Genomic DNA, 12,989 nt, shown 5'->3' with positions numbered 1-12,989 from the left:
GTGCCGTGCAGCCTAACCCTCATCGGTCCGGAAGAGCCGATCGAGGTGGTAGCGCAGCACCGCGGCGGCCTGCTCGGCGGTGCGCTGGGTGCCCAGCACGCTCGAGGTCAGCCCGTTGGCCATCGCCAGCAGGCCCACCACCTCGGTGCGCGGATCCCGGTCGGCCGGGATCTCCCCGGCCTCCCGGGCGCGGGTGAGGACGCCGGTGAGCCAGTTCTCCAGCGCGTTCGGCGGGGCCAGCGCCTCCTCCGCGATCCCGGGCACCCACTCCGCGCCGGTGAGGCCGGCGGCGTAGTACGCCGTCCATGCCAGGGAGTCGGCCCGGCTCTGCTCGTCCATGGGCAGGATCGCGGTGAGGACCACCTCGAGGACCGTCCGAGGCGGCAGCCCCGTGCCGATCGCGGCGGCGCGCTCCCGCACCCGCCGGTCCAGCCGCGCGGCGAGCTCGCCCGGCCCGGACGCCATGAGGGTGCGCTTGTCGGTGAAGTAGTACTGGACGACCCGCAGCGAGACGCCGGCCTCCGCGGCCACCTCCCGCATCGTCACCGCCTGCAGCCCGCGGGTGCTCGCGATCCGCAGCAGCGCGTCGGTGAGCGCGCGCCGCCGCTCGTCGTGGTCCACGCGCCGCGGCATGCCGCCATCCTCGCGCACCGGGGCTCTTTCGTGAGACGTATGTATCCATACGATGACCGGGGAGGCCGGCATGACCGTTCGGACGGCGCGCAACGGCGATCTCGAGCTGGCCTACGAGGTGCTCGGCGAGCCCGGCGGGGAGCCGCTGCTGCTGGTCATGGGCCTGGGCGCGCAGATGGTCGGCTGGCCCGACGGCCTCTGTGCCGAGCTGGTCGGCCGCGGGTTCACCGTCGTCCGCTTCGACAACCGCGACGTCGGGCTGTCCACGCACCTCGACGTCCCGCCGCGGCGCCGTGGGCCGGCGCCCTACTCGCTGGCGGACATGGCCGGCGACGCGCTCGCGGTGCTGGACGACGTCGGCTGGCCGGCCGCGCACGTCGTCGGGGCGTCGATGGGCGGGATGATCGCCCAGCTGCTCGCCGTCGAGCACCCCGACCGGGTGCTGTCGCTGACCTCGATCATGTCCACGCCGTCGCCGCGGATCGGGCGCATGCGCGCCCGCACCCTGCTCGCGCTGGTCCGCCGCGCGCGCCGGCTGGCGAGGGAGCACGGACGGCCCGCGACCCCCGAGGCGATGGCCGACTTCATGGTCGCCATGCAGGAGGTCACCGGCTCACCCGGCTACCCGCCCGACCGGGAGGGGCACCTGGCGATGCTCCGTGTGGCGATGCCGCGCGACGACGCCGGGCTCACCGGCCCGGGGGCGAAGCGCCAGAACGCCGCCCAGCGCACGGCCCGTGACCTGCGGGCCGAGCTGGGCGCCGTCCGCGTGCCTGCCCTGGTGATCCACGGCGACAGCGACGTGATGATCCGGCCCGAGGGCGGGCGGGCGACCGCCGCGGCGATCCCGGGCGCACGGCTCGTCGTCTATCCCGGCATGGGCCACGAGCTGCCCCGCGCGCTGTGGCCCGCGTTCGCCGACGAGATCCGCACGACCGCCGACGACGCCCGCAGCCGGGCCTCCTAGCGCCGTCAGAGCACGAGGCCGGTGAGCAGGTAGGCGTTCAGGCCGATGATCAGCGCCGCGACGACCGCGCCGGCGGCGGTGGTGGTCCGCCGGTTCACCCAGCCGCCCATGAGGTCGCGGCGGCTGGTCAGCCACAGCAGCGGCACGAGCGCGAACGGGATGCCGAAGCAGAGCACCACCTGCGACCAGACCAGCGCGGTGGTCGGGTCCCCGCCGAGCAGGAGGATGGCGAGGGCGGGCGCCAGCGTGATGCCCCGGCGGACCATGAGCGGGATGGTGCGGCGCAGGAAGCCGGCCATCACCACCTGACCGGCGTGCGTGCCGACCGAAGAGGACGCGAAGCCCGAGGCCAGCAGCGCGATCCCGAACGCGGCCGCCGCGCCGGCGCCGAGCCGGTCGCCGAGCCCGACGTGCACCGCCTCGAGCGAGCCGGCGTCCGAGCCGCCGCTGAACAGCTGCGCCGCGATGACCAGCATCGAGGCGTTGACCAGGCCGGCCAGGCCCATCGCCAGCAGGACGTCGAGCCTCTGGGCGCGCAGCAGCCGGCGCCGTCCCTCGGCGCTGCGGCCGGCGGTGACGACGTCGCCGTAGCGGCCCGGCGTGAGCGCCGAGTGTACGTAGATGACGTGCGGCATCACCGTCGCGCCGAGGATCCCGGTGGCGAGCACCAGGCTCTCCGGCCCGTCGAAGGAGGGCACCATCCCGCCGGCCAGCCCGCCGAGGTCGACGCCGGAGCCGATCAGCGTGTAGCCGAAGCCCAGCCCGATGACCAGGAGCAGCCCGGCGATGACCCGCTCGAACGGCCGGTGCCCGCGCGACTGGGCGGCGAGCAGGAGAAAGGCCGCCACCGCGGTGATGCAGCCGCCCACCGGCAGCGGCACGCCGAACAGCAGGTAGAGCGCCACCGCGCCGCCGACGATCTCGGCCAGGTCGGTGGCGATCGCGACCGCCTCGGCCTGCACCCACAGCACCCAGGTCACCGGGCGCGGCAGCCGCTCCCGGCAGAGCGTGGCGAGATCCCGGCCCGTCGCCATACCGAGCTTGGCGGTCAGCGACTGGATGAGCATCGCCATGAGGTTGGCGGCGACGATCACCCACAGCAGCGTGTAGCCGAAGGCGGCGCCGCCGGAGAAGTTGGTCGCGAAGTTGCCCGGGTCGACGTAGGCGACGGCGGCCACGAACGCCGGGCCCAGCAGCGGCCAGAGCCGCCGCCGGCCGGCCGGCTCCGTCGTCCGTCCGGCGCTACCCAGCAGGGTGGTCGGCAGGACGGCGGCCTCGGTCTTGGACAGGTACACGGGGGCCTCGCGAGCGTGGAGCCGGTGAGTGGTCGTTCCTACCGGTGCCCGGCCCGGATGTCACGCCCGGGCCAGTCAGTGGCCCCCCGGGGCCGACCTCCGCCCGGCTTTGCATAGTCATGCATCAGCGTGCATAGTTGTGCTCATGTCCAAGGTGCTCACCTCCCTGCCCATCGGCGAGCGCGTCGGGATCGCCTTCTCCGGCGGCCTCGACACCTCGGTGGCCGTCGCGTGGATGCGCGACAAGGGCGCGGTGCCGTGCACCTACACCGCCGACCTCGGCCAGTACGACGAGCCCGAGATCGCGAAGGTCCCGGGACGGGCCGAGAGCTACGGCGCCGAGATCGCCCGGCTGGTCGACTGCCGCGCGGCGCTGGTCGAGGAGGGGCTGGCGGCGCTGACCTGCGGCGCCTTCCACATCCGCACGGCCGGTCGCGCGTACTTCAACACCACCCCGCTGGGCCGGGCGGTCACCGGCACGCTGCTGGTCCGCGCGATGCTCGAGGACGACGTCCAGATCTGGGGCGACGGCTCGACGTTCAAGGGCAACGACATCGAGCGGTTCTACCGGTACGGCCTGCTGGCCAACCCCTCGCTGCGGATCTACAAGCCGTGGCTGGACGCCGACTTCGTCTCCGAGCTCGGCGGTCGCAAGGAGATGTCGGAGTGGCTGGTCGCCCACGGGCTGCCCTACCGGGACAGCGCCGAGAAGGCCTACTCCACCGACGCCAACATCTGGGGCGCGACGCACGAGGCCAAGCAGCTGGAGCACCTCGACGCCAGCGTCGAGATCGTCGAGCCGATCATGGGCGTGCGGTTCTGGGACCCCGAGGTGGAGATCGCGCCCGAGGACGTGACGATCGGCTTCGAGCAGGGCCGGCCGGTGACGATCAACGGCAAGGAGTTCGCCTCCGCCGTCGACCTGGTGCTGGAGGCCAACGCGATCGGCGGCCGGCACGGTCTGGGCATGTCCGACCAGATCGAGAACCGGATCATCGAGGCCAAGAGCCGGGGCATCTACGAGGCGCCGGGGATGGCGCTGCTGCACGTGGCCTACGAGCGGCTGGTCAACGCGATCCACAACGAGGACACCCTCGCCACCTACCACGCCGAGGGCCGGCGGCTGGGGCGGCTGATGTACGAAGGCCGCTGGCTGGACCCGCAGGCGCTGATGCTGCGCGAGTCGCTGCAGCGCTGGGTCGGCATGGCCGTGACCGGAGAGGTCACCGTGCGGCTGCGCCGGGGCGAGGACTACTCGGTCATCGACACCTCCGGGCCCGCGTTCAGCTACCACCCGGACAAGCTGTCGATGGAGCGCACCGAGGACTCCGCGTTCGGCCCGGTGGACCGGATCGGCCAGCTCACCATGCGCAACCTGGACATCGCCGACTCCCGGGCCCGGCTCGAGCAGTACGCCCGGATCGGCATGGTCGGCGGGACGACGCGGGTCGCGATCGGCGCCGCGCAGGCGGCCGCGACCGGGCTGATCGACGTGACCCGGGAGGGCGGCGCCGAGGCGATCGCCTCGCGCGGCCAGGTCTCCGCCGACGAGGAGCTGCTCGACCGCGCCGCCATGGAATCCGGCACCGATTAGCGCCGGGCGCGGTCGATCAGCGCGTCGATCCGCCGGGCGTGGGCGCCGCGCCAGTAGACCCGTCCGCACGCGGTGCAGCGGGAGAACTCGTCGTAGCTGCGCCGGGTTCCGGGTGGCAGCCGGTCGGCGACGTCGGCCTTGGCCACCGCCGACAGGACACCGCCGCACGCGGTGCACCGGGTGAGCGGGGCAAGCTGCGGGGCGAACCGGTCGAGGACGTCGGCCGCCTGCTCGTCCGCCCCGCTGCCGCGGACCAGCGCGCCGGCCGGCAGGGCGCGGCGCATCAGCAGCCCGCGGTCCTGGGTGAGCAGCACCCGGTCCTCCGTACGGGCGCGCTCGACCAGCTCCGGGTCGTCGGCCGACGAGGAGTAGGCGACGTCCAGGCCGAGCAGCCGCAGCCGGCGGGCCAGCGCGCCCAGGCCGACGTCGAGCAGGAAGCCGCCGGCCGGCACCGGCTGCGGTCGCGCCACCGGCTCGACGTCCACCGTCGCGCCGGGCGCCGCCCGGGCCGAGACGTCGACCCGGTCGCCGTCCACGGTGAGCCCGCCCACCTCGGTCAGCGGGACGCCCGCCGCCTGCACCACGTGGCCGACGGTCGCGTCGGGGTCGAAGCCGAGCCGCCGGCACCGCGCCGCCCGGTCCCGCGGTGGCAGCAGGAACGCCAGCGACGGGTCGACCCGGACGACGACGTCGGTGCCCACGGCCGCACCCCTACCCCGGCGGTGCGGACGAATGCTTGAAGACTCAAGCAATGAGGCGCAGACTGGTTCCCGAACGATCGACGACCGGGAGGCCGCCATGCCTGTCCAGCGCCTGAACCACGCCGTCCTGTACGTCCGGGACGTCGCTCGGAGCCTCGCCTTCTACCGGGACGTGCTCGGCTTCCGGGTGAAGGCGGAGATCCCCGGCCGCGCGGTGTTCCTGCAGGCCGAGGGGTCGACCAACGACCACGACCTCGGCCTGTTCGCCATCGGCGAGAGCGCCGCCCCGAGCGAGGCCGGCCGCCGCACCGTCGGCCTGTACCACCTGGCGTGGGAGGTGGACACCCTCGCCGAGCTGGCCCGGGTGCGCGACGCGCTGCTCCAGGCCGGCGCGCTGGTCGGCGCCTCGGACCACTCGACCACCAAGGCGCTCTACGCCCAGGACCCCGACGGCCTCGAGTTCGAGGTCTCCTGGCTGCTGCCGGCCGACCTGATCACCGACGACGTCCGGGCGCAGGCCATGGCGATCCGGCCGCTGGAGCTGGACCGGGAGATCGAGCGCTACGGGGCGCAGACCCGCGGCGGCGTCGGCGTCTCGATCCCCGTCGTCAGCTAGCCAGGATCTGCGGCGCCGCCTCCTTGAGCTGGGCGTTGGCCCACCGGGCCTGGCGCAGGGTGTCGGGGTGGCAGGTCGACGCGAGCTCGAACAGTTCGCGGTCCCGGGCGCCCTGGGCGGCCTGGGCGATCATCTCCCAGTCCACCGAGACGCCCGAGGCGTCGACGTAGACGCTGCGCAGGTCGCGGAGCAGCAGCAGCGCGGGCGCCGACCGGCGGCCGAGCCGGTCGCCGACCTCCTGCCGGACCTTCTGCAGCAGGGTGGGGTCGCCGGCCGGCTCGGGGTCCAGGTGCAGGCCGAACCGCCGGCCGATGGCCGAGATCCGCCGGACGTGCTCCTGCGACCAGACGGCGAGGTCCCGGGCCACGTGGAAGATCTCGTGGTCGGCCTTGTGCCGGTCCGACAGCGCCAGCAGCTGCCCGGCGAGGTCGTTCTCGGAGTGGTGCAGCTCCTCGAGCGCGAGGTCGATCTTCACCGGGCGCCCACCTCCTCCTCTGCCTCCGCGGCGGGCCCGCCGCGCGTCGGTGGCGGCGAGCCCGCGGCCGGCGCCGAGGCGGTCGTCGTCGGCGCCGCCGACGGCCGCCGGTCGGCCGGGGCCACCAGGCGCACCGCCGCCGCCGCCGTCTTGAACAGCGGCTGCTTGGAGACCGGGTCCCAGTCGGTGATCGTCAGCTCGTTCGCCGCCCGCTCCCCGGACGGCTCGCCCGGCTCGTCCCAGTAGCCGTAGTGGAACGGCAGGAAGACGACGCCGTCGCGGATGCCGCTGACCCGCAGCCGGGCCCGCACCCGCCCGCGCGGCGTGGTCACCTCCAGCACGTCCCCCTCGCCGGCGCCGAGCCGCGCGGCGTCGGCGACCGACAGCTCGACCCAGACCTCGGGGGCGGCGGCCTGCAGCTGCGGCGCCCTCCCGGTCTTGGTGCGGGTGTGGAACTGGTACAGGGTCCGGCCGGTGATCAGCCAGAACGGGTGGTCGCCGCCGGGCACCTCGTGCGGCTCCAGCCACGCGGCGGCCTTGAGGACCGCCTTGCCGTCGGGGTTGAGCGCCTTGTACTCGGTCTCCTCCAGTGGCGCGCCGGTGAGCAGGTCGCGGCCGTAGCTCTCGCAGTAGTCGGGAGCGGCGAGGAACCGGCCGTCCTCGTAGAGCCGCTCGGTGCCGTCGGGCCGCTCGTCGGTGCACGGCCACTGGATGCCGTTGCGTTCGCGGAGCCGGGCGTAGGACAGTCCGCTGTAGTCGCAGGGCCGGCCGCGGCTGCACTCCTTCCAGCCCTCGAAGGCCCCCTCGGCGTCCGACCACGGCACGAGCGGGCCGCCGTCCTGGTCGCGCAGGTCCATGCGGCGGGCGAAGTCGAGCAGGATGTCGAGGTCGGCCCGTGCCTCGCCGGGCGGGTCCACCGCCTTGTCCGACAGGTGGACGGTCCGGTCGACGTTGGTGAAGGTGCCGGTCTTCTCGCCCCACGTCGCGGCCGGCAGGACGACGTCGGCGAGCTGCGCGGTCTCGGTCGGGAAGATGTCCTGCACGACGAGGAACAGCCGCTCCTGGGAGAGGATCGACCGGATCCGGTGCAGCTCGGGCAGGGAGACCGCCGGGTTGGTGGCGCTGACCCACAGCATCCGGATCGAGCCCGCCTCGGCGTACCGGAACATCTGCATCGCGTGGGTCGGCGGCGCGTAGTGCGGGATCTGCATCCGGTCGACGTTCCACAGGCGGGCGAGCTCGTCGACCTGGGCGTCGTTGGACCAGTTGCGGAACCCGGCCATGTCGCCGTCCGCCCCGCACTCGCGGGTGTTCTCGGCCGTGGGCTGCCCGTTCATCTGCAGGAGCCCGCAGCCCGGCCGGCCGAGCATGCCCCGGACCAGGTGCACGCTGTTGACCTGGACGGCGGCGGCCGTGGCCTGGTGCGACTGGTAGAAGCCCTGCAGCACGGTCGAGAACAGCCGCTCGGCGGTGCCGATCAGCCGGGCGGCCTCGCGCAGCTGCCCGACCGGGACGTCGCAGATCGCCGCGACCTTCTCCGGCGGGTACTCGGCCACCCGCTGCTCGAGCTCGTCGAAGCCGACGACGTGGGCGTCGACGTACGCCCGGTCGATCCAGCCGTTGCCGATGATCTCGTGCAGCAGGCCGTTCATCAGGGCCACGTTGGTGCCCGGCAACGGCGCGAGGTGGACGGTGGCCGCCCGGGCGACGGGGGTCAGCCGCGGGTCGACGCAGACGATCGCCGGCGGGTTCGGCCCGGCCAGGCGGTCGAGCATGCGGGTCCAGAGCACGGTCTGCGTCTCGGCGACGTTGTGCCCGTACAGGCAGATGACGTCGGCGGTGTCGACGTCGGTGTAGGAGCCGGGCTGGCCGTCGTTGGCGAAGGACTCCTTGAGCGCCTCGGCCGCCGTCGCGGTGCACAGCCGGGTGTTGCCGTCGAGGTGGTTGGTCCCGATGCCGCCGTGCGCGATGAGCGCCAGCGTGTAGTACTCCTCGAGGAAGAGCTGGCCGCTGGTGTAGAAGCCGATCGTGCTGGGGCCGTGCTCGTCGAGCAGCGCCTTCGTGCGGGCGACGATCGTCTCCATCGCGGTGTCCCAGTCGGTCTCCACCAGCTCGCCGTCCCGGCGGACCAGCGGCCGGGTCAGCCGGTCCGGGGAGCCGTTGGCCTGCCAGCCGAAGAGGTCCTTGGGCCCGAGCCGGCCGTGGTTGACCCGGTCGTCGGCGCGGCCGCGCACGCCCACGATCCGGCCGTCCTTGACCGCGATGTCCAGGCCGTCGCCGTTGGAGTGCAGGATCGTCGCCGACGGCACCCACCGGTCGACGTCCTCCGCGGTGAGTCCGTCGGCGAGGTAGCTGTCCACCCGCACCGGCCACCGTTCGCCCGGGCCGTACGGGGTGCGGCTGCCCCAGGGTTCGGCGATCCGGTCCAGGCGGCCCATCGCGCCCTCCTCCGAGCAACTGTTGCCGTGGGGCAGCAGTGTCGCGCCACCGACGGCGCGCTGCCAGGCGAGGATGCGCGGCATGGAGCCCTTCGAGCTGCCGGCCGGGCCGGTGCTGCTGCGCCCCTGGCGGGAGGACGACGCCGACGCCGTCTGGGCGGCGCTGCAGGATCCCGACATCCGGCTCTGGAACGGCTCGGGGTCGGCCTCCCGGGACGACGTCGTCCGGATGATCCGCGGCCGGATGGACTGGAGCGGCGGCGACCACGCGTCCTGGGCCGTCGTCGACCCGGGCACCGGGACGCTGCTCGGCTCGGTGTCGCTGCACTCGATCGACCGCGGCCAGCAGGACGCGGAGATCGGCTACTGGACGGCGCCCTCGGCGCGGGGGCGGGGTGTCGCGGCGCTGGCGGTCGACGCGGTGTGCCGCTGGGCCTTCGGCGCGCTGCCGGTCGACCGCATCGAGCTGTGCCACGCGGTGGAGAACGCGGCGTCGGGCCGGGTGGCCGCGAAGGCCGGGTTCACCTGCGAGGGCCGGCTGCGCCGCGCCTACCGCTACGGCGACGGTGTCAAGCACGACGAGCTGCTGTGGTCCCGCCTCTCCGACGACCCGGCGCCGGAGCTCAGCACCCGCAGCTGAGCGCCGGCGCGGTCAGCGGGTCGACGTCCGGCCGGCGGACGCCCTCCGCCGTCTCCACCGGCAGCCCCTCGCGGGCCCAGTACTCGAACCCGCCGATCATCTCCCGCACCCGGTACCCCAGCTGCGCCAGCGCGAGCGCGGCGCGGGTGGCCCCGTTGCAGCCCGGTCCCCAGCAGTAGGTGACCACCGGGACGGCGGGGTCGAGCTCGGCGGCCGCCCGCGTCGGGATCTCGCGGCCGGGCAGGTGCACCGCGCCGGGCACGTGCCCCTGCGCCCACGCCTCGGCGCTGCGGCTGTCGAGCAGCACGAACTCCCCACTGCCCAGCGCCGCCGCGACGTCGCTGACGTCGGTCTCGACGGCCAGCCGGTGCGCGAAGTGGGCGGCGGCGTCGGCGGGGGAGGCCCAGGTGTCGAACATGCCGCCACTGTGCGGTCGGGTCCGCCGTCCGTACGAGGGCCGGACCTGCCAACGACCGCACGATTGGTGCTTTATCGGGATAAAGCACCCGGAGGTTGACAAGGCTCAGCCTGACATCTGAGATGTCAGTGGTGACCGCCCTCGAGCCCGTCGGCCGCGTGCTGCTCCGGGACCAGGCGCACGCGCGCATCCGGGCGGCGATCGTCGCGGGCGACCTCGCGCCGGGCTCCGTGATCAAGGACGCCGAGCTCGCCGCGCGGCTGGGGCTGTCCGTGGCGCCGGTGCGCGCGGCGCTGGCCCGGCTCGCCGACGAGGGGCTGGTCGAGGCCAAGCCGCAGAGCCACACCCGGGTCACCCCGCTGGTCGTGCGGCAGGTCCGCGACGCCGCCGTCGTCGTGCGTGCGATGCACGAGCTGGCCGCGCGCGAGGCGGCCGGCCGGGTGACCGGCGACGACGTGGCCGCGATGCGGGCGGCCAACGACCGGTTCGCGGCAGCGGTGGCGGCCGGGGACGTCGACGCCGCGATCGCCGCCGACGACGACCTGCACGGCGTCCTCCTGGCCCGGTGCGGGAACGCCGCGCTCACCGCGACCGTCGAGCGCTTCACGCCCGCGATCCGGCGGCTGGAACGCAACCGGTTCGGGGCCGGCGACGCGCACCCCTCGGTCGACCTGCACGACCGCCTGATCACCGCCTGCGCCACCCGCGACGTCGATGCCGCCGTCGCCACCACCACCGAGATCTGGACGGCGCTGCTGTCCGAACTGGAGGGCAGTTCTGATGGGCCTGGCTGATTTCCCGCGCTACCCGCTCCTCTTCGGGCCCTCGCCGGTGCACCGGCTGGACCGGCTCACCGGGCACCTCGGCGGCGCCGCCGTGTGGGCCAAGCGGGAGGACGTGAACTCCGGCATCGCCTTCGGCGGCAACAAGACCCGCAAGCTGGAGTACCTCGTCGCCGACGCCCTCGCCCAGGGCTGCGACACGCTGGTCTCGATCGGCGGCGTGCAGAGCAACCACACCCGGCAGGTCGCCGCCGTCGCCGCGCGCGTGGGCCTGACGTGCGTGCTCGTGCAGGAGAGCTGGGTCGACTGGCCCGACGCCGTGTACGACAAGGTCGGCAACATCCTGATCAGCCGGCTCGCCGGCGCCGACGTGCGGCTGGTCAAGGCCGGCTTCGGCATCGGCTTCAAGGAGAGCTGGGAGAACGCCCTGGCCGAGATCGAGGCGCGCGGCGGCAAGCCCTACGCGATCCCGGCCGGCGCCAGCGACCACCCGCTGGGCGGGCACGGCTTCGCGAACTGGGCGCACGAGGTGGCCGCGCAGGAGGCCGAGCTGGGCGTCTTCTTCGACACCGTCGTCGTCTGCTCGGTCACCGGCTCCACCCAGGCCGGGATGATCGCCGGGTTCGCGCAGCTGGAGGAGGCCGGTGGCCGCCCGCGCCGGGTGCTGGGCGTGGACGCGTCGGCCAAGCCGGCGCAGACCCGCGAGCAGGTGCTGCGGATCGCCCAGCGGACGGCGAAGGCGATCGGCGTGCAGCGGGAGCTGACCCTGGACGACGTCGAGCTCGACGAGCGCTACCACGCGGGCACCTACGGCATCCCCGACGAGACGACGATCCGCGCGATGGAGCTCGCCGCCCGCACCGAGGGCATGGTCACCGACCCGGTGTACGAGGGGAAGTCCATGGCCGCGGTCATCGACCTGGTGGGGCGCGGCGAGATCGCCTCGTCGTCCACCGTGCTCTACGCGCACCTCGGCGGCCAGCCCGCCCTCAACGGCTACAGCGCGCTCTTCTCCTGAGCTAGCGGAGGGGATCCGTGCGCGTCACGCGCACCGATCTCCTCCGCTCACCAGGTGGGGGTGCGGGCCAGGCCGAGCTGGCTGACGCCGAGGTAGCCGACGCGGAAGCCGGCCTCGCAGTAGGCCAGGTAGAACTCCCACATCCGGCGGAACGTGTCGTCGAAGGCGCCCTCGAGCCGGCTCCAGTTGGCGAGGAACCTCTCCCGCCACAGCGCCAGCGTGCGCGCGTAGTGCGGGCCGAGCTCCCGCCGCTCGACGAGCGAGAGCCGGGTGTGCGCGGCGAGGTTCTCCTCGATCGCCCGCAGCGACGGGATGATCCCTCCCGGGAACACGTACTTGTGGATCCAGGTGTAGCTGTACCGCGTGGCCAGCATCTGGTCGTGGGGCATGGTGATCGACTGCAGCCCCACCCGGCCGCCGGGGGCCAGCAGGGTGTCCAGCGACCCGAAGTAGGTGGGCCAGTAGCGTTCGCCGACGGCCTCGATCATCTCGACGGAGACGACGGCGTCGAACTCGCCGCGGACGTCGCGGTAGTCCTGCAGCCGGACGTCGACGAGATCCGCCACACCCGCGGCCGCCGCGCGCTCCCGGGCCAGCTTCTGCTGCTCGGAGGAGAGGGTCAGCGTCGTCACGTGCGCGCTGCGCTCGGCCGCCGCGCGGATGGCCAGCGCTCCCCACCCGGAGCCGATCTCGAGGACCCGCATCCCCGACCGCACCCGCGCCAGGTCGAGGATCCCGTCGATCTTGCGCAGCTGCGCGGCCGCGAGGTCGTCGCCCGGCTCGAACCACGCGGAGCTGTAGGTCATCGTCTCGTCGAGGAACTGCTCGAACAGCTCGTTGGACAGGTCGTAGTGCCGGGAGATGTTGGCCCGGCTGTTCTCCCTGGAGTTGTCCTCGTGCGCGGGCTGGGTCCGTTCGACGACGTGCCGCAGCCGCTGCAGCGCCGGGTGCACCAGCCGGGTGAGCCGGGTCGCGAAGGCGGTGAGCAGGTCGGCCAGGTCGGTGCCCGCCCCGGTGGTCCAGTCGCCGGTCATGTAGCCCTCGCCGAAGCCGATCTTGGCGTCGGCGCCGAGCCGCGCGAAGACCGCGGAGGGCCGGACCAGCTTCATGACCGGGGCGCTCTTGCCGCCCGACCCGAGCACGGCGCCGTCGGGCAGGACGACGCGGATGGGCAGCGGCGCGACCGCGTGCCGGAACACCGCCTCGGCGACGCGGGCGCGCAGGGGCGCGCGCGGCGGCGTCGCCAGCCCCGGCCAGTGCGCCTCGTCGGGGCGCGGAACCGGATACCCGGGCCGGTCGGTGCGGTCGGCGTGCACGGTGGTCATGGGCCCGGTCATCCTCTCCAGAGCGGACCGACGACGGTGTCGATCGAGGGTTGCTGCGCGATCGTGCGCGGTGCGGGTGCGCACGGC

The 12,989-nt window shown here is 74.0% G+C and carries 13 protein-coding genes; 6 read left to right on the top strand and 7 right to left on the bottom strand.

All coding sequences use genetic code 11. The features are described 5' to 3' along the window. Positions 1–12: 12 nt before the first annotated feature. Positions 13–633 (bottom strand): TetR/AcrR family transcriptional regulator, encoded by a 621-nt coding sequence (locus ACWIYF_RS00460; RefSeq protein ID WP_448626147.1) that lies wholly within the window; start codon positions 631–633, stop codon positions 13–15. Positions 634–703: 70 nt separating this feature from the next. Between ACWIYF_RS00460 and ACWIYF_RS00455 the strand changes: the two genes are divergently transcribed. After that, a complete protein-coding gene (locus tag ACWIYF_RS00455) occupies positions 704–1,600 on the top strand; it encodes an alpha/beta fold hydrolase (RefSeq protein ID WP_448626146.1) in 897 nt (298 codons plus the stop codon). Positions 1,601–1,605: 5 nt separating this feature from the next. Here ACWIYF_RS00455 and ACWIYF_RS00450 read toward each other — a convergent pair whose 3' ends face one another. Then, positions 1,606–2,895 carry an Nramp family divalent metal transporter gene (locus tag ACWIYF_RS00450; RefSeq protein ID WP_448626145.1) on the bottom strand — a complete coding sequence of 430 codons (1,290 nt, stop codon included), beginning with the start codon at positions 2,893–2,895 and terminating at the stop codon, positions 1,606–1,608. A gap of 145 nt (positions 2,896–3,040) precedes the next feature. Between ACWIYF_RS00450 and argG the strand changes: the two genes are divergently transcribed. Next, positions 3,041–4,489: an argininosuccinate synthase gene (argG, locus tag ACWIYF_RS00445; RefSeq protein ID WP_448626144.1), complete on the top strand. Its 1,449-nt coding sequence runs from the start codon at positions 3,041–3,043 to the stop codon at positions 4,487–4,489. Here argG and ACWIYF_RS00440 read toward each other — a convergent pair. After that, a complete protein-coding gene (locus tag ACWIYF_RS00440; protein WP_448626143.1) occupies positions 4,486–5,190 on the bottom strand; it encodes a Mut7-C RNAse domain-containing protein in 705 nt (234 codons plus the stop codon). The genes argG and ACWIYF_RS00440 overlap by 4 nt on opposite strands. Before the next feature lie 97 nt (positions 5,191–5,287). Here ACWIYF_RS00440 and ACWIYF_RS00435 point away from each other — a divergent pair, with 97 nt between their 5' ends. Beyond that, positions 5,288–5,806, top strand: a complete 519-nt coding sequence (locus ACWIYF_RS00435) for a VOC family protein (RefSeq protein WP_448626142.1) — start codon at positions 5,288–5,290, stop codon at positions 5,804–5,806. Here the strand turns inward: ACWIYF_RS00435 and ACWIYF_RS00430 are convergent. Continuing rightward, a complete protein-coding gene (locus tag ACWIYF_RS00430) occupies positions 5,799–6,281 on the bottom strand; it encodes a hypothetical protein (protein ID WP_448626141.1) in 483 nt (160 codons plus the stop codon). The genes ACWIYF_RS00435 and ACWIYF_RS00430 overlap by 8 nt on opposite strands. Further along, positions 6,278–8,803 (bottom strand): molybdopterin oxidoreductase family protein, encoded by a 2,526-nt coding sequence (locus ACWIYF_RS00425; protein WP_448626140.1) that lies wholly within the window; start codon positions 8,801–8,803, stop codon positions 6,278–6,280. Before ACWIYF_RS00425 ends, ACWIYF_RS00430 begins: the two co-directional genes overlap by 4 nt. Here ACWIYF_RS00425 and ACWIYF_RS00420 point away from each other — a divergent pair. Beyond that, positions 8,802–9,359 carry a GNAT family N-acetyltransferase gene (locus ACWIYF_RS00420; RefSeq protein ID WP_448626139.1) on the top strand — a complete coding sequence of 186 codons (558 nt, stop codon included), beginning with the start codon at positions 8,802–8,804 and terminating at the stop codon, positions 9,357–9,359. The genes ACWIYF_RS00425 and ACWIYF_RS00420 overlap by 2 nt on opposite strands. On the opposite strand, the gene ACWIYF_RS00415 is transcribed toward ACWIYF_RS00420, so the two are convergent. After that, positions 9,343–9,777: a rhodanese-like domain-containing protein gene (locus tag ACWIYF_RS00415; RefSeq protein ID WP_448626138.1), complete on the bottom strand. Its 435-nt coding sequence runs from the start codon at positions 9,775–9,777 to the stop codon at positions 9,343–9,345. The two genes, ACWIYF_RS00420 and ACWIYF_RS00415, sit on opposite strands and share 17 nt — an antisense overlap. A 131-nt stretch (positions 9,778–9,908) precedes the next feature. Here ACWIYF_RS00415 and ACWIYF_RS00410 point away from each other — a divergent pair, with 131 nt between their 5' ends. Both ACWIYF_RS00410 and ACWIYF_RS00405 read left to right on the top strand, forming a co-directional pair. Beyond that, on the top strand, positions 9,909–10,571 hold the full coding sequence (locus ACWIYF_RS00410; RefSeq protein WP_448626137.1) for a GntR family transcriptional regulator: 663 nt from the start codon (positions 9,909–9,911) through the stop codon (positions 10,569–10,571). Continuing rightward, positions 10,558–11,577: a 1-aminocyclopropane-1-carboxylate deaminase gene (locus ACWIYF_RS00405; protein WP_448626136.1), complete on the top strand. Its 1,020-nt coding sequence runs from the start codon at positions 10,558–10,560 to the stop codon at positions 11,575–11,577. Before ACWIYF_RS00410 ends, ACWIYF_RS00405 begins: the two co-directional genes overlap by 14 nt. Positions 11,578–11,624: 47 nt before the next feature. Here the strand turns inward: ACWIYF_RS00405 and ACWIYF_RS00400 are convergent, their stop codons facing one another. After that, the gene (locus ACWIYF_RS00400) at positions 11,625–12,902 is read right to left on the bottom strand and encodes a class I SAM-dependent methyltransferase (protein ID WP_448626135.1); all 1,278 of its coding nucleotides are present in this window, start codon (positions 12,900–12,902) and stop codon (positions 11,625–11,627) included. Positions 12,903–12,989 lie beyond the last annotated feature (87 nt).

The organism is Geodermatophilus sp. URMC 64, from assembly GCF_053502555.1.
The sequence above is the reverse complement of the archived record's forward strand: the minus strand, read 5'-3'. Positions and strand labels throughout refer to the sequence as shown.